The 20,230-nt window shown below is 70.6% G+C and carries 16 protein-coding genes, 1 tRNA gene and 1 pseudogene; 8 read left to right on the top strand and 10 right to left on the bottom strand.

Annotated elements, in window-relative coordinates; genetic code table 11:
• Nucleotides 1–31: 31 nt before the first annotated feature.
• Both K8638_RS27345 and K8638_RS27340 read right to left on the bottom strand, forming a co-directional pair.
• Nucleotides 32–1,132, bottom strand: a pseudogene (locus K8638_RS27345) (AHH domain-containing protein); the annotation flags it as partial.
• Nucleotides 1,133–1,267: 135 nt separating this feature from the next.
• A tRNA-Thr gene (locus K8638_RS27340) sits at nucleotides 1,268–1,343 on the bottom strand.
• 325 nt (nucleotides 1,344–1,668) lie between these two features.
• Here K8638_RS27340 and K8638_RS27335 point away from each other — a divergent pair.
• Nucleotides 1,669–3,219 carry a Glu/Leu/Phe/Val dehydrogenase gene (locus K8638_RS27335; RefSeq protein WP_370644121.1) on the top strand — a complete coding sequence of 517 codons (1,551 nt, stop codon included), beginning with the start codon at nucleotides 1,669–1,671 and terminating at the stop codon, nucleotides 3,217–3,219.
• A 153-nt stretch (nucleotides 3,220–3,372) separates the two neighbouring features.
• Here K8638_RS27335 and K8638_RS27330 read toward each other — a convergent pair whose 3' ends face one another.
• A complete protein-coding gene (locus tag K8638_RS27330; protein WP_223757577.1) occupies nucleotides 3,373–3,732 on the bottom strand; it encodes a PilZ domain-containing protein in 360 nt (119 codons plus the stop codon).
• A gap of 180 nt (nucleotides 3,733–3,912) precedes the next feature.
• Here K8638_RS27330 and K8638_RS27325 point away from each other — a divergent pair, with 180 nt between their 5' ends.
• The gene (locus K8638_RS27325; RefSeq protein WP_223757576.1) at nucleotides 3,913–4,548 is read left to right on the top strand and encodes a DUF6066 family protein; all 636 of its coding nucleotides are present in this window, start codon (nucleotides 3,913–3,915) and stop codon (nucleotides 4,546–4,548) included.
• A 9-nt stretch (nucleotides 4,549–4,557) separates the two neighbouring features.
• Here the strand turns inward: K8638_RS27325 and K8638_RS27320 are convergent, their stop codons facing one another.
• From K8638_RS27320 to K8638_RS27295, 6 genes are all read right to left on the bottom strand, one after another.
• Nucleotides 4,558–6,018, bottom strand: coding sequence for a trypsin-like peptidase domain-containing protein (locus K8638_RS27320; protein WP_223757575.1), 1,461 nt, complete (start codon nucleotides 6,016–6,018; stop codon nucleotides 4,558–4,560).
• Between the two features lie 61 nt (nucleotides 6,019–6,079).
• On the bottom strand, nucleotides 6,080–6,706 hold the full coding sequence (locus K8638_RS27315) for a nucleotide exchange factor GrpE (RefSeq protein ID WP_223757574.1): 627 nt from the start codon (nucleotides 6,704–6,706) through the stop codon (nucleotides 6,080–6,082).
• 97 nt (nucleotides 6,707–6,803) lie between these two features.
• On the bottom strand, nucleotides 6,804–7,049 hold the full coding sequence (locus tag K8638_RS27310; RefSeq protein WP_223757573.1) for an RNA polymerase sigma factor region1.1 domain-containing protein: 246 nt from the start codon (nucleotides 7,047–7,049) through the stop codon (nucleotides 6,804–6,806).
• 108 nt (nucleotides 7,050–7,157) lie between these two features.
• The gene (gene ftsH / locus K8638_RS27305) at nucleotides 7,158–9,218 is read right to left on the bottom strand and encodes an ATP-dependent zinc metalloprotease FtsH (protein ID WP_370644126.1); all 2,061 of its coding nucleotides are present in this window, start codon (nucleotides 9,216–9,218) and stop codon (nucleotides 7,158–7,160) included.
• A gap of 147 nt (nucleotides 9,219–9,365) precedes the next feature.
• On the bottom strand, nucleotides 9,366–10,307 hold the full coding sequence (locus tag K8638_RS27300) for a hypothetical protein (protein WP_223757572.1): 942 nt from the start codon (nucleotides 10,305–10,307) through the stop codon (nucleotides 9,366–9,368).
• Between the two features lies 1 nt (nucleotide 10,308).
• A complete protein-coding gene (locus tag K8638_RS27295; protein WP_223757571.1) occupies nucleotides 10,309–10,716 on the bottom strand; it encodes a (deoxy)nucleoside triphosphate pyrophosphohydrolase in 408 nt (135 codons plus the stop codon).
• Nucleotides 10,717–10,988: 272 nt separating this feature from the next.
• Here K8638_RS27295 and K8638_RS27290 point away from each other — a divergent pair, with 272 nt between their 5' ends.
• From K8638_RS27290 to K8638_RS27280, 3 genes are all read left to right on the top strand, one after another.
• Nucleotides 10,989–11,225: a helix-turn-helix domain-containing protein gene (locus tag K8638_RS27290; protein ID WP_169343734.1), complete on the top strand. Its 237-nt coding sequence runs from the start codon at nucleotides 10,989–10,991 to the stop codon at nucleotides 11,223–11,225.
• Nucleotides 11,226–11,370: 145 nt separating this feature from the next.
• Nucleotides 11,371–15,249 (top strand): serine/threonine-protein kinase, encoded by a 3,879-nt coding sequence (locus K8638_RS27285; RefSeq protein WP_225937637.1) that lies wholly within the window; start codon nucleotides 11,371–11,373, stop codon nucleotides 15,247–15,249.
• Between the two features lie 21 nt (nucleotides 15,250–15,270).
• On the top strand, nucleotides 15,271–16,617 hold the full coding sequence (locus K8638_RS27280; protein WP_223757569.1) for a serine/threonine-protein kinase: 1,347 nt from the start codon (nucleotides 15,271–15,273) through the stop codon (nucleotides 16,615–16,617).
• 13 nt (nucleotides 16,618–16,630) lie between these two features.
• Here the strand turns inward: K8638_RS27280 and K8638_RS27275 are convergent, their stop codons facing one another.
• Nucleotides 16,631–17,524 carry a LysR substrate-binding domain-containing protein gene (locus tag K8638_RS27275; RefSeq protein WP_223757568.1) on the bottom strand — a complete coding sequence of 298 codons (894 nt, stop codon included), beginning with the start codon at nucleotides 17,522–17,524 and terminating at the stop codon, nucleotides 16,631–16,633.
• A 107-nt stretch (nucleotides 17,525–17,631) separates the two neighbouring features.
• On the opposite strand from K8638_RS27275, the gene K8638_RS27270 reads away from it, so the two are divergent.
• From K8638_RS27270 to K8638_RS27260, 3 genes are all read left to right on the top strand, one after another.
• Nucleotides 17,632–18,642 carry a zinc-binding alcohol dehydrogenase family protein gene (locus K8638_RS27270; RefSeq protein WP_223757567.1) on the top strand — a complete coding sequence of 337 codons (1,011 nt, stop codon included), beginning with the start codon at nucleotides 17,632–17,634 and terminating at the stop codon, nucleotides 18,640–18,642.
• A gap of 231 nt (nucleotides 18,643–18,873) precedes the next feature.
• Nucleotides 18,874–19,623: a TenA family transcriptional regulator gene (locus K8638_RS27265; RefSeq protein ID WP_223757566.1), complete on the top strand. Its 750-nt coding sequence runs from the start codon at nucleotides 18,874–18,876 to the stop codon at nucleotides 19,621–19,623.
• Nucleotides 19,620–20,204, top strand: coding sequence for a GNAT family N-acetyltransferase (locus tag K8638_RS27260; protein ID WP_223757565.1), 585 nt, complete (start codon nucleotides 19,620–19,622; stop codon nucleotides 20,202–20,204). Before K8638_RS27265 ends, K8638_RS27260 begins: the two co-directional genes overlap by 4 nt.
• Nucleotides 20,205–20,230 lie beyond the last annotated feature (26 nt).

Below are 20,230 nucleotides of genomic sequence, written 5' to 3'. Positions count from 1 at the left end.
CTCATCCGGCTCTCACCCCGGTGAACGGTTACGCAGCATCTTCGAGCGACATCCCGGCCTTCTTGAAAATCCTTTCGCACTCTGGCGTCCAAGGGCCGCCAGTGGCAGCGGAGATAGCGTTCTTGTTCGTGCAGATGTGATGAACCGGGCCTTCAGCGTCACCCGGAATACCGTTCGAGTACATCGCGACGGCAGCAGTAGCTCCCGGAGCCAGCGCCACGTTGAGCACCCCGGCAGCAGGCAGCCAGATCGAGCCCACCCCACCATTCAGAGCAGCAGTGAGCAGGAAACCGCCCTCGGCCTGCGCGCGGATTGCAGCCTGGGAGAAGCCGGGCAGCTTCGGGCCCTGGGCCGCCATCGCACTCTTCCCGCCAAGGGCCGCAGTGACGAGGAGCACCAGGACGCGCGTGCCGTTCGTTCCCAGCACGCGCCCGAACCGGTGCCCGATATCCTGCAACTCGATGATGCTCGTCGCCTTCTCGGAGTCTTCCCACAGCCGGACGAACCCCCGGCCCATCTCCCAGACCGGAATCACCCCGAGGTAGGCCACCATGGTCGCCGTCAACGCGACCGCGATGACCTTGGTAACGGGCTCGGGCAAGGTCATCGTGAGCAGCACGGCCAGCGCGACCGAGGTCAACATCGCCTTGAGCGCTACCGGGTTCAGCATCTTGCCGACCTCCAACTCGACGCTCTCCCAGACGGTATCGAGCGCGAAGGAGAGGGCCATCAGCGTCCGGTCCTTCCGACCGAACGGCAACCCCATCCCGCCTACCAGGGGCAGACAGTCGTCCGCGTCGGGGCAGATGCGCGCGTACAGCGACTCGGGGGAACTCGCCGCCCCCGAAGCAGCGATGCCCTACGAGGATGCGAGGAGAGTCCTGGACCGAACCCACCCCCGTTGGTCCTCCTCGTCGGTCTCCCGGAACGCCACGTCCAGCCGCATGTCGAGGACAAGCTGCGTAAGGGCCTCCTTGAACTCCTCCTCACTTACCTCAACAGGTTCAATCTCGACCGACTCGTGGGTGACTCGCTGACCGTTCCCAACGTCGGTATGGACGACGCGGTTGGTCGCGCACCCCGCAAGCAGCAGCAGACAGATTGCTCCAGCGAGCCTCAAAAAAGCCCCCATGGCCAGATTCCAGGAGTAGCGGGCCGCCTTCGAGACCCTTCCGTGGGCCCTCCCCGTCCGAAAAGCGGCAGGCCACACAGCGGCAACAAAGAAAAAGGGCCTGGGAGCGAAGCGCATCCCAAGCCCTTGATTTTCTGGAGCCGACACCCGGATTTGAACCGGGGACCTACTGATTACGAATCAGTTGCTCTACCAACTGAGCTATGTCGGCGAAAGGTGGGCGCGAAGTACCATGGGGTTTCGGGTGGGGCAAGGACAAATGATCAGCGCTGCTCTTTTGCTCCCCTGCCCGCCCGGCCAGTCCTTGGCCCACCAACCGCTCTCCGGGATTCCACCCTGACATCCATGACACACCGCGTCTGCCTCGGGTGACACGGTGCGTTGACATAAGTGCCCGTCATCCCTCCATTTTTTGAAGGATGACACCTGCCTCCCGGCGGTTGAACTCTCTGGGCGGCTATGCACATAAGGGCCGCCATTCCCGCGTGCCTCGCCACCACACACCCCGGCGGGGCCGACAAGGAGCGTTTCCCGTCATGGCCAGCGAAGAGACTTTCATGCGCGCCCCGGCCCCCACGCCCAAGCGCACCGTCTACACGGAGGCGATGGAGATCTTCCATCGCGCCGCGGACCTCATCAAGCTGGACAAGCGCGTCCGCCTGGAGCTGGAGGAGCCGGACTACGAGCACATCTTCTACGTCACGGCCAAGCTGAAGGACCGCCTCGTTCCGCTGTCCGCCGACAAGGCGAAGTCCTTCTCCGACCTGCCCGAGACGCAGGTGCGCAACAAGGAAGGCCTGGAGCTGCTGGCCAACGGCAGCATCATCCTCAACGGCCGCGCCCTCCTGGGCTCCGACGTCGCCATCCGCCAGGGGCACCTGCGCCTGCCGGACGGCAAGGTGTACCAGCTCGTCCCCGGTGAGTCGCAGCGCTTCAAGGCCTACCGCGTCCAGCACAACCAGGCCCGCGGCCCCTACAAGGGCGGCCTCCGCTATCACCGCGAGGTGTCCCTGGACCTCTTCAAGGCGCTCGCCGCGGAGATGACCTGGAAGACGGCCATCGCCGAGGTTCCGTTCGGCGGCGGCAAGGGCGGCATCCAGATCGACCCGCGCGAGTACGGCAAGGAGGAGCTGGAGGCCATCACCCTGCGCTTCATGTACCGGCTCAAGAGCCTCATCGGGCCGAACATCGACATCCCCGCCCCGGACGTGGGCACCAACCCGGAGATCATGGCGCTGCTCTACCGCCAGTTCTCCGACGGTGAGCGCGAGCGCCACAACCTGCGCGGCATCGTCACCGGCAAGGACGTGCGCATCGGCGGCTCCGAGGGCCGCGGCAAGGCCACCGGCCAGGGCGTCGCCTTCTGCATCGAGGACTACTACGCCGACCGCGGCGAGTCCGTGAAGGGCAAGACGTTCACCCTCCAGGGCTTCGGCAACGTGGGCAGCCACGCCGCCCTCATCCTCGCCAACATGGGCGCCCGCCTCCTGGCGGTCAACGACGCCGACGGCACCATCTACAACGGTGACGGCATCGACGTGCACGCCCTGGCCGCCTACGTCCAGGACCCCAAGAATCTCAAGCGCAGCGTGCTCGGCTTCCCCGGCGCCCAGAAGATCGAGAAGAAGGACCTCTGGGACGTCCAGGCCGACATCCTCATCCCCGCCGCGCTGGGCGGTGAAATCACGGCCGACATCGCCGAGCGCCTCAAGGTGAAGCTCATCGCCGAGGGCGCCAACGGCCCCACCACCCCGGAGGCCGACCGCGTCCTCCAGAAGCGCAACATCGAGCTCATCCCGGACATCATCGCCAACGCCGGCGGCGTGACGGTGAGCTACTACGAGTGGATCCAGAACAAGCGCATGGAGCGCTGGAGCGAGGCCGAGGTCGACCAGCGCCTCGAGCGCGCCATGAAGCGCAACTACCGCATCATCCGCGACATCTCGCGCAACCAGGCGCGCAAGACGGAGATGCACGACAGCCGCCAGTACTGCATCGGCGAGCCCGTGGACACCCGCTGCGCCGCCATGATTCTCGCGCTCAAGCGCATCGAGGCCCACTACCTCCTCGAGGGCTTCTCGCAGTAACCCCGAAGCCTCCGCTGTAACGACGAAGGGCACGGCCTCCCTCGTGGAGGACGTGCCCTTCTTGTTTCCGGTGCCCAGAAGGCGGCTCTCGCGGGCCCCCGCGGTTCCGGGAGCGGCGGGCCGGAAAAGCCCCTCACGGGCCCCGGCGCGGCTTCAGTGCATCACCCGCTCGCGGTCCACCAGGAGCAGCGGCGCGTCGTCCTGCGTCTCGTAGGCGACGATGCGCAGCCCCACCCCGCGGCTGCTGCCCTCGCGCCCGTCCTTGCGCCCGAAGGACAGGGCCACCTGGTAGCGGACCTCGCACAGGCACGTCATCTCCGTGCCGTCCTCACCCGCGAACGTCACCTTCAGCTTCTCGCCCAGGCCCACCGAGTCGCGAACCTCCACGAACATGCCCCGCGCGCTGATGTTGCGGCCCACCCCCCGCATCATCCCGTCCTGGGTGGTGAGGTACACGGTGAAGACCTTGTCGAAACGAAGGTGGCTGCGACGCTCCTGCGGACGCTCGAACACTGGGGGGCTACCTCCCGGAACAGGTGGTGACAGGCACACCCTACATGGTAGCCACATGTAGGCAAGTTATTCACCTGTCTCTACCTGTATCCACCCGCACACACCCACGAGACGGGTGCCGAGGGCGCGGCGCGGTGGCACAGTCCGTTCCTGAACCCCCGTTCCCTGGAGTCCCCTCACGTGAGCCGCTTCCTCGCCGCCGCCGTCACCCTCCTCCTGCCCGCACTCGCCCTGGCCGACGTGGACTCGCGCTTCGCGAAGCTGCGCGACGAGTCCGAAGCGCTTGGTGGACTGGGGGCCTTCCTGGAGAAGTACGCGGGCGCGTGCGAGGGCGCCTTCGTGGATCCGCAGTGCAAGTCGCAGGCGGAGGCCTTCCGGAAGAAGTACCAGGGCAAGCGGCTGTACATGATCGTCACCGAGGACGACGCCACCATGCTGGCCCCGGGGCCGTACTCGCCCGCCACGGGGGAGTACACCATCAACATCACCCCCTTCTTCCCGGGGGGCCGCTACGCCCTCACCCACGGCGCGCCGAAGAAGGCGGACGCCGCCGGCAACCCCATCCTCCCCTTCCTCACCGTCACCGGCACCCTGCCGGAGGGGTGGAACGCACAGATGTTCGCCCGCCTCTTCTCCATGCGCGGCGTGCGCGCGCAGGTGGTCTTCACCCCGCAGGGCGTGTGGAGCCTCCCCAAGAAGGGCGGCGGGAAGAACTTCGGCGTCACCGCGCGCGTGGAGGGCATCCTCGTCACGGAGGGGCGCACCGGCCAGCAGCTCGGCCTGTGGCTCAACGGCAAGGACGCCAACAAGCAGTAGCGCTTCGCGCTACCGGGCGATGGCGACGTACTGGAGCGCGTCGCCCCGCTTCACCCGCAGGAGGATGCTGGCCCCGGCGCTCCCCTTCGCGAGCGCCGCGCGCGCCCCGGCCGCGTCCTTCACCCGGCGGCGGTTCACCTCCGTCACCACGTCCCCCACGCGCACGCCGGCCTGGAACGCGGGACTGCCCGGAGTGATGCCGGACACCAGCGCCCCGGCCCAGGCCTCCTCGCCCAGCGGCGCGGCTACCTCCGGCGTCAGGTCCACCAGCGACAGCCCCACGTCCTGGTCCGTGGAGGTCCGCTGGATGAGGCCCAGCGCCTGCTGGGCCTCCGGCGCGGGGCGCACCGTCAGCCGCACCGTCACCTCCATGGTGGCCCCGTCGCGCAGCAGCGACAGCCGCGCCTCGGTGCCTGGCGCCAGCAGCGCCACCTTGCGCAGGAGCTGGAGGTAGGAGCCGATGGCCCGCCCATTCACCGCCACCAACCGGTCTCCCGGGCGGATGCCGGCGGCGGCGGCCGGGCTGTCCTTGTAGACGTCCTTCACGAGGGGCGCGCGCCGCTCGCCGCCCTGGCCGTCGTCGTTGATGACCACGCCCAGCCAGCCGCGCTCCAGCTTCCCGTTCTCCCGCAGGTTGGGGAGCAGGTCCTTCACCAGGTTGATGGGCACCGCGAAGCCGATGCCCTGCCCCTGGCTGATGATGGCCGTGTTCACCCCCACCACCTCGCCCTTCATGTTGAAGAGCGGACCGCCGGAGTTGCCGGGGTTGATGAGGGCGTCCGTCTGGATGAAGTCGTCGAACTGGCCCACGCCCAGCACGCGCTCCTTGGCGGAAATCATCCCGTGCGCCACCGAGTGGTCCAGGCCGAAGGGGTTGCCGATGGCCACCACCCAGTCCCCCACCTCCAGCCGGTCCGAGTTCCCCAGGTAGAGGGCCGGAAGGTCCTCCGCCTCGGCGCCGTTCAGCCGCAGCAGGGCCACGTCGGTGGAGGCGTCGCGGCCCACCACCCCGGCGGAGAACTCGCGCCCGTCCGACAGCCGCACGGCAATCTGCCGCGCCCCGGCCACCACGTGGTTGTTGGTGAGCACCAGGCCGTCCGGCGTCAGCACGAAGCCGGAGCCGGTGGCCTTCTTCATCCCCGACAGCCCGCTGTCGCGCGGGGCCACGGTGGTGATGTTGACCACGCCCGCCTCCACCGCGCGAATCAGCGGTGCCAGCGACGTGGGGGGCACGAAGCCGGGGATGCCCGGATCATCCCCGGTGCGCTCCCGCCACAGCCCCGGGCCGGCGGCGGAGCGGCCATCGCCCCCTGTCTGAGAGGCGAACCAGGCGGCATGCTCGCGCACCCGCGCCTTGAGCCATGAGTCGAGCGGACCCTCGTCGGCGCCCGCCACGGGGGCGAGCGCCAGCACGAGCAGGACGGAAAGCAGACGGGAGGACACGGGGCGGCAGCTTACACGGCGGGCCATGGCGTCCGGTGGCAACAGCCGCCCCGGCTGCCCCCTTCCCGAGCCGGAGCGGCCAGGCCCGTCAGGCCTGGGCCGGGGCGATGTACTTGGCAACCTTCACCCGCGCGGGCCGGATGATGCGCTCCTTCAGCCGGTAGCCCGCGCGCACCTCGGCGACCACCTTCTGGTCGTCATCCGGGGTGGTGGTGATTTCCATGTCCGTGGCCTCGGCCACGTTGGGGTCGAAGGGCCGGCCCACCACCTGGAGGCGCTCGATGCCGGTGCCCTGCACCTTGGCCAGCAGCGCGTCGCGAATCATCCGCACGCCCTGGGCCAGCGGAGAGGTGTCCTGGGCGCTCGCGGCGAGGCACCGGTCCAGCTCGTCGATGGCCTCCAGCAGCGTGGTGGCCACGTTGCCACGCTCCACGTCCATCATCCGGTCGCGCTCGCGGGTGAGCCGCTGCTTGAACTCCTCGCGGTCCCGGTTCACGTCCTGGTAGGCGCGGGCGAGCTGGTCATACTTCTTCCGGGTGGCGTCCAGGTCCGCCCGCAGCTGCTCCTTCTCGGCGTCGACCGGGGGAGCGGCGGCCTCCGCGCCCTGGGACTGCTGCGGGGAAGGCTCACCAGCGCCCGAGGCGGGTCCTGGGCCGTTGGCGGTCTGGGCCTGCTGGGTTTCCGGAGCTGCGTCGGTGCGGGGGTTGCCGGCCATGTCGAACCTGAGGCGGTGGTGGGTGCGCGGTGCGCGGTAATGGGTGGTTGGTGCCCCGAACGTAACCGCGGCGGCCCACCTGTCAACGCGGGAGGCGCTAATGCTGCTGCGGGGCGGAAGGGGGTTCGGCCATGAAGCCGTGGTCCACCTGGCCGGTCACCTCGTCGATGATTTCCACCTGCGCGGCGCGCAGCGAGTAGTAGAGGAGCCAGCGCTCCGCCGCCGTCAGGGTGCCCGCGGGCAGGGCCTCTTCAATCTCCTGCACCGTGAGCCGCCCTTCCTTCAGCCCCTTGGCGAAGAGGGCCTTCCGGGCCATGTAGCTCTTGCCGATCCTGTTCTCCACGGCGACGCCTCCTTTCGCGCACAAGATAATTTCGCCCACCGCACACCGCAGGCAGTCGCGGCGCCGGTGGGCGAAGGCACGCCCGCGCGGCAGGCGGCCGGGCGTGACTCAGGAGTCCAGGGACGCCTTGGTGCTGTGCTGCGTGGGGGGCGCCGGCTCCTCTCCGCCTCCCACATCCACGGGGTGCGCGGAGACGACCTGACGCGCCTCCGGGTGCAGCAGGCCACGCTGGGCCACCACCTTGGGGCCGAGAATGGCGGACATCGTGTCCTCCTCGATGACCTCCGTGGCCAGCAGCCGGGCCGCCAGGGCCTGCACCTTGTCCTTGTGGGTAATAAGCACGTTACGGGCCCTGTCCAGCGCCTCGCTGACGAGCTTGCGGACCTCCTCGTCAATCATCCGCGCTGTCTGCTCGGAGTAGCTGCGGGACTCCGGCACGCCCGCGGAGCGCAAGAAGGCCGGCCCGTGGTCGGCGCTCAGGGCCACCGGGCCCAGGGTGCTCATGCCGTAGTCGCGCACCATCAGCCGGGCCATCTCCGTGGCCTGGCGGATGTCGTTGGCGGCACCGGTGGAAATCTCCCCGATGAAGATTTCCTCCGCGGCGCGGCCGCCCATCATCCCCGCCATCTTGTCGCGCAGCTCGTCCAGCGACATGAGGTAGCGGTCCTCCAGCGGCAGCGACATGGTGTAGCCCAGCGCCGCGAGGCCGCGGGGGATGATGGACACCTTCGTCACCCGCTCCGCGTGCGGCATCATCCAGCCCACCACCGCGTGGCCCGCCTCGTGGTGCGCGACGATTTCCTTCTCGCGCTCGTTCATGCGACGGTTCTTCTTCTCGAGGCCCGCCACCACGCGTTCAATCGCCTCCTCGAAGTCCGCGCGCATCACCGCGTCGCGGTTGCGGCGCGCGGCCAGCAGCGCCGCCTCGTTCACCACGTTGGCCAGGTCCGCGCCGGCGAAGCCCGGCGTGCGCGAGGCAATGGACTTCAGGTCCACGTCCGGGCCCAGCTTCACGCCCTTCGAGTGGATCTCCAAGACGCGCTCGCGGCCCCGCTTGTCCGGCCGGTCCACCAGCACCTGCCGGTCGAAGCGGCCCGGGCGCAGGAGCGCGCTGTCCAGGATTTCGGGCCGGTTGGTGGCCGCGAGGATGATGAGGCCCGCGCGGCTGTCGAAGCCGTCCATCTCCGCCAGGAGCTGGTTGAGCGTCTGCTCGCGCTCGTCATGGCCGCCGGCGACGCCCGCGTTGCGGCTCTTGCCGATGGCGTCCAGCTCGTCGATGAAGATGATGCACGGCGCCTTGGCGGTGGCCTGCGCGAACAAGTCCCTCACGCGGGCCGCGCCCACGCCCACGAACATCTCCACGAACTCGGAGCCGGAGAGGCTGAAGAAGGGCACGCCCGCCTCGCCCGCCACCGCGCGCGCCAGCAGCGTCTTGCCGGTGCCCGGCGGGCCCACCAGCAGCACGCCCTTGGGAATGCGGCCGCCCAGGCGGCGGAACTTCTCCGGCGTCTTGAGGAACTCGACGATTTCGCGCAGCTCCTCCACGGCCTCGTCCACGCCGGCCACGTCCTTGAAGCCCACGCCGGTGTCGGCCTCGGCCTGCACCTTCGCGCGCGTCTTGCCGAAGCTCATGACGCTCTGCGGGCCCTGGCCAATGCCGCCGGCCACCCTGCGCATCATGAAGGACCAGAAGAGGAAGAAGAGGCCCAGCGGCAGCAGCCATATCCATAGCGCCTCGCCCAGGCCGGACTGGGGCACCGCCTCGAACTGGATGCCCTTCTCCTGCAGCAGCGGGACGAGCGTCTCGTCACCGGGGACGCGGTACGCCATCCACGGCAGGGCGCTGGGCTCGCTGCGCAGCGCGCGGTCCCCCGACGGGGACGGCGGCGGCTGCTGCGCCGTGTCCTTGAGGAAGCCCTTCACCCACTCGTTGGAAATCTGGACCCGGCTGAAGTTGCCGGCCTCCACGGCGTCGCTGAACTGGCTGTAGCTCACCCGCCGCACGCCCGCGTCCTGGAACACGTTTCGGAAGAGCAGGAAGCCCAGGACCAGCAGCAAGATGTAGCCCAGCGGCGAGCCGAGCTTGAAGCCCTTCCCCGGTGTCGGGGAGGGCTTGTCCGTCTTCTTCCCGCGCGGGCCCATACCCGGCGGCAAATCCTGTGGCTTCATCGTCGGCACGCTCGCCCTCCCCCTCCCCCACACATGGACACCCTGCCCACGTGGTGGCACCCCTGGCTGTGGCCAAAGATGTTCACCGTCGCCATACCGTCAACCCGGCAGGCGGGCTTCACCCGAGGTGGAGGCCTTTGCGCCGGATCAGCGACAGCGCGTGAGATACAGCGGTTGGCTGGTGAACTCCGAGCCCAGCAGGTAGCCGTTTCCGTCCTGTAGAAAGGTAATGGCCTCGGCCTGCGCCTGGCTCGCGCCCGGCACCTCGACGACCTGCCCCTTCAAGAGGTCTTCCAGTCGGGTGGCGTCCGGCTGGCGCACCTCCCACACGCGTGTGTAGGTGCGCAGCAGCAGACGCTGGCCGGAGGGGTGGAGCGAGGCGGCGGTGGTGGCCCGGTCCAGTCCCTCGGGCACCTCCAGCGTGCCCAGCTTCGACGCCTGGACGGACGCGCCCGGCCGCAGTCCGTCCAGCGCGTAGACGTTGCCCAGCGAGGCGCGCGTCTTGGTGATGACGGCCAGCCGCCCCGAGCGCGCGTCCGCGACCAGCGACTCGGCGTCGTGCGCGCCATCCGGGTACGTGAAGGACAGCACCTCCACCGTCACGGTGGCGTCGGTGAGCGACTCGGGCTCGGGCAGCCGGTAGAGGCGCACCACGTCCCGGCGCTCGAAGTTGTCGCCGATGTCCGCCAGGAAGACGCACGGGCGCGAGTCGCCGGGGGCGCAGGGGCCCACCGTCACGTCCTCGATGTCCCGGGGCTGCGCGCCGGTGAGCGTCAGCCGGGCGCGCACGGCGCCCGCCTCGTCCAGGGCGAAGAGCATGAAGCCGTTGCCGGAGTCGTTGTGCGCCCAGAAGACCCCCGGGTGGCGCTGGCTGGCGGCCAGGCCGGACAGCTCCGGCAGCACGTCCGGCACGGTGCCCGTCTCGCGAGGCTCGCCATACAGGGTGCAGCCGGGCACACCCACCGCGGCCACCTGCGCGCCGGCGTCGGGGGCGGCGTCCGCGGCCGGCACGGGCTTGGAGCGCGAGCAGGCGGCGAGCACGGCCAGCGCCCAGGCGCAGACGCAAGCCAGGACCTGGCGGGTCGGCACGTCAGGAGTCCAGGTCGAGCAGCTTCGCCAGCGTCTTCGCGTCCGCGTCCGGGAAGCGGTAGTTGGCCATCTCCTCCAGCGTCACCCAGCGGTGGTCATGCACGCGCAGGTGGCGGATGTGGGACTCGGGCTCCGCCAGCCGGCAGTGGAAGACGCGGAAGTCGATGTCGTAGGTCGGGTACTCGTGATGGGTGTGCATGGCCTGCTCGAGCACATGCACGGCCACGCCCATCTCCTCGCGAATCTCCCGGGCGAGCGCGGCCGCGTCGTCCTCACCCTCCTCCACGCGGCCGCCCGGGAACTCCCACAGCAGGGGCAGGGACGCGGTGGGGGGGCGCTGGGTGATGAGGTAGCACCCCCGCTCGTTCTGGAGCATTGCGCCGACGACGCGGATGTGACGGCGGGCCATTCGCTTCTCCTGTCTCCTGGGCAGGGGGCTGGGGAGGGGCGACGTAACACAGCCCCCGCCCCGCGCCAATGCCACTGCACCCCGCTGGCCACCGTGCACATGACCTGGCGGGGTGGCCACCCCTGGTCCCCCGGCCGTCCCCTTCCCGGGGGCGGGTGGGGCTCACAAACCGGGTCCGGGCGTCCCATGCCACTGTTCGAGGCCGTGCGTCGGGCGCTGGCCATGTGGTGAATTGGATGACGGACGGGCCGGATGGAGTCATGCTCGGGGCCATGACGACGAGTCGGAGGGAAAAGGCCGAGGTGCTCGGCGCGGCACTGAAGGCCGCCCGCCAGCAGGCGGGGCTCGGCATGGAGGAGGTCGCCGAGCGGCTGGAGATTCCCGTGGAGGTCCTCGCCCGGGTGGAGCGGGGGGTCATGGTGCCCACCATCTCCACGCTGACGCGGCTGTGCGTGATCCTGAAACTCGACCCGGACACGCTGCCCGAGCTTCCGGAGATGACGGACTGATAGCTCCCGGTAGCGCCCCCCTCCTCCCCCAGGCGACGCCTCGCCCTGGTGACGTGGGGCCTCCTTCCGTCCGCCCGGCGGAACGGCGATGATTTTCGGGTTCTGAACGGACGACGGATTTGTCCCGACTCCGTTCCCTCCTTCGATGCGTTGTCCCACCTGTCACCGTCGTGTGGCGGAGCGCTGTCCCCTCCATCCCACGGCCGAGCCACGTCCTCCGGTAGCCCCGGCCCGGGCTCCGGAGGTGCCGGGCTTCGCCGTGGCGGGCGCCCTGGGGCGTGGCGGCTTCGGGCGCGTCTTCTCCGCGAGGCGTGAGGTGGACGGGCGCGAGGTGGCCCTGAAGGTGCTGGAGCCCCTGGCCAGCGAGCGCCTGGGGCGGGAGCTGGAGGCGCTGCGCCGCATCGGTCCGCCCGCCGCGCCGGAGCTGCTGGGCGAGGCCACGGCCCTGACGGGCGAGCCCGTGGTGGTGATGGAGCGCATCGACGGGCTCACGCTCGCGCGCAGGCTGGCCGAGCTGTCCGGTGCGGGCGCGCTGCCGTGGACGGAGGCCGCGCCCCTCATGCGCTCGCTGGCGGAGGCCGTGGGCCATGTGCACGCGGCGGCCGTCGTCCACCGGGACTTGAAGCCGGAGAACGTGATGCTCGCTGGCGCGCGGCTCGTGCTCCTGGACTTCGGCCTGGCGCGGCTGGGTGCGGCGGATGATGTGGAGGCGCCCGCCCCCACCCTCACCCGGACCGGCCAGCGCCTGGGCACCCATGAGTACATGGCGCCCGAGCAGTGCCGGGATGCGCGGACCCTGGATGGGCGGGCGGACCTGTACAGCCTGGGCGTCGTCTTCTTCGAGCTGCTGTGTGGCCGGCCGCCCTTCGTGGGTGACACGGCCGCGGTGCTGCAAGGCCACGTCTCGCGCCGGCCGCCTTCGCTGAAGGAGCTGGCGCCGTGGCCGGTGCCCGTGCAGGTGGAGGCGCTCGTGCAGCGGCTCCTGGCGAAGGACCCGGAGGCGCGTTTCCCGAGCGCGGCGGCGCTGGTGGATGCGCTGACTCGGATGCCGGACGCTGGCGCGGAGACGCTGGGAGCGGTGGACACGCGCTCCGCTCCCGTGAGGGCAGGAGCCGCGCCCCCGGAACCTTCGGGCGAGGCGAAGGGGCCGCGTCAGGTGGCGCTGCTCGGCGTGAAGACGCCGATGGATGTGCCCGCCATGCTCGAGCAGGTCGCCGCGTCCGGAGCGGCGCTGGCTCGGGTGGAGGCGGGGCTCGCCATCTTCGCCTTTCCTCATGCTCCGGATGTGGAGGCAGGGCTTCGCGCCGCTCTCGAGGCCTCGGAGATGCTGGGACCGGTGCTGCCATCCGGCTCACTGCGCGCCATCCACTGCGCGTCCCTTCGCGTCCGCGAGCGCGGCGGCCGGATGACGGTGGGGGGCGCCGCGCTGGAGCGTCCTGAGAAGTGGTGGCCTGCTCCCACGTTGGCTGACTCCCCTGCCCTCACGTCCGAGGCCCGCGCCTGCCTGGGTGATGCTCCCACCGGACGCACTCCGGCGCCGGAGGTGGTGCTGCCCTCCATCGATGACCTCCTGGGCCGCGAGGCGGAGCTGTCCTGGCTGCGCGAAGGGCTCGCACGTGTGCGGGACAGCGGAGCGCCGGCCCTGCGGACCCTGCTGGGCGAGGAGGGACTCGGCAAGACGCGCCTGCTGGCCGCATGGCACCGCGAGCTGCGGAGCACTCCGGGTGTGTCCGCCCTCTTCGTGGAGGCCCTTCCGGACGAGGGCAGCGCGAGCGAGAGCGGCCTGCGCAACCTCATCACCATCCTCCTCGGGCTGCCGCCGTCGACACCTCCTGACGAGGCGGTGCGATGCCTCCTCGCCGACGCGGGGGACGCGGCCACGGCACACCCCGCCGCGCGCAGGCAGCACATCGCCCGCGCGCTGGCCTCGCGGCTGTGGCGGCTCGCGGCGGAGCGTCCGCTCGTGCTGCTCGTGGACGACGCCCACACGCTGGACCCCACCGCGCTGGACGCGCTGGAGCTGGCCACGCTGGCGGGTGTGCACGCTCCGCTGTACGTGCTGCTCGCCGGGCGGCACCGGCTGCTGGGGCTGCGGCCCTACCTGGGCGAGCGCGCCAGGGACTCCGCGCAGCGGGACCTGCCCCCGCTCGATGAAGGTGCCGCCCGCGAGCTGCTGCGCCAGTTGCTGCGCCCCGTGGACCTCATCGCCGAGGGCGTGCTGCGCGAGCTGGTGGACCGGTGCGAGGGCTCCCCCCTGCGCATGATGGAGACGGTGCGCGTGCTGCGGACGGCCGGAGCCATTCGCGCGCAGGCGGGCGGAGGCGCCTGCCTGGCGGCGGATGCGCTGCATTCGCTGGCCCTGGACAGCCCGCGTCCGGACGAGCTGCTGGCGGAGCGGAGCCTGGCGGCCCTGCCCTCGGGGCTGCGCTCCGTGCTCCAGGTGGCGGCGCTGCTCGGGGACGAGGTACGGCTGGAGGAGCTCTCCACCACCCTCGCGAACCTGGACGCCGAGACGGCGCTGGACCTGTCGCTGGACCCCGGCGTGGCCCTGGAGCGGCTGGCGCGAGCCGGCCTGGTGGAGCCTCGCGGCCCCCGGCGCTGGCGCTTCGAGCACGCCACCCTGCGCGAGGCCTTCGGCGCCCAGCTCCCCACGGCGCTCAGGCGGCGCATCTGCGCGGTGGCGCTGAAGGCCCTGCCCCAAGCGGCCGCGGCGAGAAGGGCCCGGCTGGCGGAGGCCGCGGGAGACGTGGCGCAGGCGCTCGCGCTCCACCGGATGCTGGCTGAGTCCGCTCGCCGTGCGCACCGGCTGCTGGAGGCGGAGCGTCACTACTCCTCGGCCCTGGAGCTGCTGCCGCGCGGAGACGGCACGGTCCGCCTGGACCTGCTCTCCGGCCGGGGCCGGGTGCGCTACCGGCTGCAGCGCATCGACGACGCGCTGGCGGACCTGCGCGCCGCGCGTGCGCTGGCGGAGTCCCACGGTGACGTGGTGCGCGAGGCGGACCTGCTGCTGGAGGAGGCCACCGCGCTGGACTGGCAGGATGACCCGGAGGGCTCCACGGCCCTGCTGGAGCAGGTCCTGCGCCGGCTGGAGGACGCGGTGCCTCCGGAGCTGGCGGCGCGCCATGCGCTGGCCCAGGCGCGCGTCGTCGTGCGGAGGGAGGACATCACCGGCGCGGTGCCGCCGCTCGAACGTGCCGTGGAGGCGGCGCGGGCCGGCGGTGACGCGGAGACGGAGGCCATCGCCCTGGCGATGCTCGGCGCGATGCTGGCGTGGACGGGCCGCCTGGAGGAGTCGGCGCGGCGCTTCGACGAGGCGATTGCGCTCTGCGAGGCCACGGGCGACACGCTGCACCTGGGCGTGGCGCTCAACAACCGGATGGTGCTGCGCGTGCAGCACCGGGACGTGGAGGGAGCCCGCGCGGACCTGGAGCGCGCGGTGTCCCTGGGGCGCGAGCTGGGCAACGTGCAGATTGAGCGGACCTCGGCCTTCAACCTGGCGTTGCTGCTCGGCTACCAGGGACGGGCGGCGGAGGCCCTGCCCCTGGCACGGCGGGCCGGCGTGCTCAGCCAGCGCTTCTTCCCGGGCTCCATGGCGCAAGACGCACTGCTGGTGGCGCGCCTGTGCTGCGAGCTGGGTGACATGGCGGAGGCGGCGCGCCAGCTCACGTGGATGGAGGAGCCCTCCACCCAGGCACGATTGCTTCCAGGGGACGGGCTCATGTTGTCGGTGGTCCGCCGCGTCGTGGCCGAGGCACGGGGCGCACTGCCCTACGGCGCGGCGGAGTGGGCCGGACTGGTGGAGGCCGCACGGCAGCAGGCCACGCCGGACGAGCGGCTGGAGGTCCTCGTCTGGGCGGCGCGCGCGGCCCGGGCGGCCGGTGACGAAGCAACGGTGCGGGCCCGGGCGGAGGAGGTCGAACAGACCGTGCACGAGGCGCCCCTCTGGACGGAGCGCGTGCGTGCGTTGGTGACGGAGGCCCGCGGAACGTCCCAGGCGGCCCCGGCCGTGCTAGCAGGCGTGTGACGACGCGGAGACGGAGGGTCCATGGCCGGAACGCCCCCACGTGACGATGCAGCTCCCGGGGCGGAGGTGTCCCTGTACGGCGATGAGCTGGAGCCCGGAGCGCTGGTGGGGACCTGGGTGGTGGAAGGCCGCGTCCATGCCGGAGTCACCGCGTGGCTCTATCGCGCCAGCCACATCTCCACGCGGTCCCCCGCCGCACTGAAGGTGCTGCGCGCCGAGTACAACCACGTGAGCGAGGTGCTGCGCCGCTTCAAGCAGGAGGCGGACACACTCCAGGCACTGCGCCACCCGAACATCGTGGAGGTGCTGGAGTACGGCGAGCTTCGCGATGGCCGTCCCTGGCTTGCCATGGAGTGGCTGCCAGGAGAGAGCATCGACCGGTGGCTCGCGCATCGCGGCCCCTTCTCCACCGCGGAGGCGCTCACGGTGATGGAGGAGCTGGGCGGGGCGCTGCACCTCGCGCACCTCCAGGGCGTGCTGCACCGCGACCTCAAGGCGCAGAACGTGATGGTCATCCCGCGCGCGGAGGGCTTCACGGTGAAGCTGGTGGACTTCGGCATCGCCCGGGTCCAGGTGCCCGAGGGACTCTCCGGCCTGACGAGCGCGGGCGCGGTGCTGGGCACTCCGGTGGCGATGGCGCCGGAGCAGATCCGCGGGCAGGCCGTGGACGCGCGCACGGACCTGTATGCCCTGGGCGTGCTGCTCTACCAGCTCCTCACGGGGCGGCTCCCGTTCGAGGGCGCGAGCGCGGTGGAGGTGGAGGAGCAACACCTGCATGCCCCACCTCCGCGGCTGGGCGAGCGCGTCCACGCGCCCCCCGCGCTGGAGGCCGTGGTGCAGCGCTGCCTCGCGAAGCGCCCCGAGGAGCGCTGGCCTGACGTGCCCACGTTCCTCGACGCCCTGCGCGAGGCGCTCGCCCCGGCCGCGTCCACTCCATGGGCCGCCGGCATCTACGTGGACGTGCGGTTCCCGGAGTCACACGAGGAGCCCTCGGACGAGGACCTGGACGCGAGAGACGCGGCCCTGGACGCGGCCCGAGACACGCTGGACGCCGCGGGCTGGAGATTCGCGCTGGAGGGAGGCAACGCCCTCCTCGCCTGGCACGCGCTGCCCGAGGGACACGAAGCCCGGGCCCATGCGCTGGCGGACACCCGAGCGCTCGCGGAGCAGGCCCTCACCCAGGCCCGTGACGCGGCCAGCTCCGCCGTCCAGGTGTGGCTCTACGCGCATGCAGCCCCGAGCGAAGTCACACCGGATGCCCGGGGCCGGCCCAGGCTCGCGGGGGGTGAGCTGCTACGGCTGGAGCGCTGGGCCACCGGCGGCACGCCGGGCACGGTGACGTGGGCCGGAGGCGGTCTTCCGGGCTGAAGCCCCTCCCCGCTCAACCCACGAGGCGGGGCGCCTCGAACGGACGCAGGCTCTCCTCGATGAAGCGCACGAGCGTGGACGTCAGCCGCTTCCGCTCCGCGCGCTCCCCGAAGAAAACCGCCAGCTCGATCTCCTCCAGCTCCGGGAAGCCGTCCTCGACGGACAGGTGGGTCAGCCCTCCCGTCACGGCGCTCTCCGGCAGGATGGCGACACCCAGGCCCGCCTGCGCCGCCGCGATGACACCCATCACGCTCTCGCTCGTGTAGAGGACGCGCCACGGGCGCCCGATGGAGTCCAGCGCCGCGAGCCCCCGTGAGCGGAAGATGCAGGGCGGCGGCAACGAGCAGAGGGGGACCACGGACGTGGCGTCGACGCGGAAGTCCTGCGCGGCCGCCCAGCGCAGCCGCTCCCGGCGGACGATGCGCCCTCCATGGCGGGGAGCGTTGGGCCGGCAGATCACCAGGTCGAGCTCCCCCCGCCGGAGCAGCTCGAGCAGGTTGTCGTTCAGCCCGACCTTCACCTGGATGTGGACCCGGGGGTACGCCTGCGTGAAGCGGGAGAGCACCACCGGCAGGTGCTGCGGCACGAAGTACTCCGCGACGCCGAGCCGCACCTCCCCCTCGTTGCTCGGCTCGGCGAAGCGCTGCACCGTCTCGTCGTTCAACCGGAGAATCTGCCGCGCGTAGCTCAGCAACAGCTCTCCGTCGCGCGTCAGCAGCGGCGAACGGCTGCTCCGGTCGAACACCTGCCGCTCCAGCAGGTCCTCGAGCCGCTTGATGCGGATGCTCATCGCCGCCTGCGTGCGGCCGAGCCTCGCCCCCGCGGCCGTGAACCCACCCACGTCGACGATGGTCACGAAGGTCCGCAGCAGGTCCATGTCCAGATCGGTGTAGCCCACGCGCCGCATATGCAGGGCTTATTTCGATGATGTCAACTATCAATGATGAATATCGCGAGAGGACCGCATGCTCTCCTCCGCACGGTGCACCCCACCGATTCCCCACGAGGAAAGCCATGAAGGCCGTCGCCTACCGTCAGTCGCTGCCCATCGACCATCCGCAGAGCCTCATCGACGTCGAGCTGCCCGACCCGAAGCCCACGGGCCGTGACCTCCTGGTCCGCGTCGAAGCCATCTCCGTCAACCCGGTGGACTTCAAGATTCGCGTCCGTGCCGACCCCAAGGGAGAGAACAAGGTCCTCGGCTGGGACGCCGCGGGAACGGTGGTCGCGGTGGGCCCGGAGGCCACGCTGTTCAAGCCGGGCGACGCGGTCTACTACGCCGGCGCGCTGGAGCGGCCCGGCGCCAACTCCGAGCTGCACCTGGTGGACGAGCGCATCGTCGGGCGCAAGCCGAAGTCGCTGAGCATGGCCGAGGCCGCCGCGCTCCCGCTCACCACCATCACCGCCTGGGAGCTCCTGTTCGACCGGCTGCGCGTGCCCAGGAGCACGCCCGCTGGCACGGGCTCGGTGCTCGTCATCGGTGGCGCCGGAGGCGTGGGCTCCATGGCCATCCAGCTCGCCCGGAAGCTCACGGGGCTGACGGTGATTGCCACCGCCTCGCGGCCGGAGTCCCAGGCCTGGGCCCGTGAGATGGGCGCGCACCACGTCGTCGACCACTCCAAGCCCTGGGCGGAGGAAGTGAAGCGCATTGCCCCGAACGGCGTGGAGTACGTGCTCGGGCTCACCAACACCGACGACCACTACGCGAGCATCGTCGAGGTCATCGCGCCCCAGGGCGCGCTCGGGGTCATCGACGAGCCCACGAAGATGAACCTCCTCGACCTGAAGGCCAAGAGCGCCTCCTTCCACTGGGAGCTCATGTTCACCCGGCACCGGTTCAAGACGCCGGACATGATTGCCCAGCACCAGCTCCTGAACGAGACGGCGGACCTGGTGGACGCCGGAGCCCTTCGCACCCCGGTCAAGGTCAACCTGGGCACCATCAACGCGGCGAACCTCAAGAAGGCCCACGCACTGCTGGAGACCGGCCGCACCATCGGCAAGGTCGTCCTCAGCGGCTTCTGAGCCAGCGTCCTCTTACCGTGGGAGCTCTCCTGCTTGACCGCGTCTTGCAGGCAAGTTACGTTTTTAACACTGTAACGGAAAATCAGCTTTCCACCAGCCCTCGTGTGTACCGGTCCCCTCGCCGGGCCATTGGCGCCTGGCGGGACCCATGACGGATGGGACGGTGGCAGCCCGGGACTCCAGGCCCCCTTGGAAGCCCTCCCCCACACCTGAAGGACGCAGGAGAGCCGCATGCTCAGCGAGACGCTTTTCCGAAAAGAGCTTGGCAAGGCCCTGAAGTCGAAGTCGACGCTGGCCCACCCCATCATGATGCAGCTCCTCCAGCCGAAGAAGGATCCGCGGCTGCTGCGGCTCTTCGCCATCCACACGTACCCGCTGACCCGCATGTTCGAGCGCTACGTCGCGGCGCTCTTCTACAACTGCCCCGTGCCCTCCTTCCGTCGCGACCTGGCGACGAACCTCTATGAGGAGGTGACGGGGGCGCTGTCGAAGACGGACGGCCATCTGGAGCTGATGCAGAAGTTCCTGCGCGCCGTCGGCATTTCCGACGAGGAGATGGCGCGCATCGAACCGGTGCGCGAGACGCGGGAGTTGATCGAGTTCCGCCGCAAGCTGGTGGAGGACCCCAGCCGGTACCACATGGGCGCCGCGGCCGTCATGATCGCCAGCGAGGGGCAGACCATCCAAAAGGAAAGCGGCATCGCCCCACACAAGGCACTGGCGGCGCTCTACGGCCTGTCCGACGACGACATCCAGTTCTTCACTGTGCATGCGGAGGAGGACGTGGATCACGTGCGAGAGGGATTCGACCTCGTCTGCGCCGTGTGCACGACGGAGCAGATGCAGCTGGAGGCCATCGACACGGTGCGGGAGACCCTCGAGCGGTTCTGGCGGCACTACGATGGCCTCCAGCGCGAGTACGAGCGTGGAGGTGGGGTTCTGGACGTGCGGCCCGCGGCCGGCGCCGGTGGCCTCGCATGAAGGCGCCCGAGGAGGGGGCGCCCGGAGCGCCGCCGTATCAACTCCGCTGGCTGGACCGGTTGGAGCCGGAGCACGCGAAGCGCTACCTCGAGCTCTATCTCCGCGTCCTGGAACGCGACAGCACGGTGGGCTTTGCCGGCCCGTTCGACGAGGCCACGGGGCAGAACATCGTGCGGCATCTGGACGCCGAGTTGCGCGCGCGGCGGGCCCACCTGCTGGTCGCCGAGGCCGGCGAGCGCTTCCTCTTCCAGGCCACGTGCATCCAGAGCGGCGCGCCCAACAACCGCCACATGGCCACCGTCTACCGGGCCATGGTGGATCCGTCCGAGCGAGGCCAGGGGTTGATGTGGCGGACCCTGCCCGCCTTCATCTCCAAGTTCCGGGAGCTGGGTGTGGACGTCGTGACGCTCGACGTGCGCGAGGGCTCTCCCGCGGAGCAGGTGTGGAGGCACATGGGCTTCAAGCCCTATGGCGTCCTCCCCGACTACGCACGCGTCCACGGCAAGAGCTACGCGGGCGTCTACATGTACATGACGACGCCGGAGTTGGTGGAGATCGTGCGCAAGCGCAACCTGCTGTGAGGCGGAGCCCCACCCATTGAGAGCCA

Origin of the sequence: Myxococcus sp. RHSTA-1-4 (assembly GCF_020037125.1) — a bacterium.
GTDB lineage: Bacteria > Myxococcota > Myxococcia > Myxococcales > Myxococcaceae > Myxococcus.
This window is presented reverse-complemented; position numbering and strand designations above follow the sequence as displayed.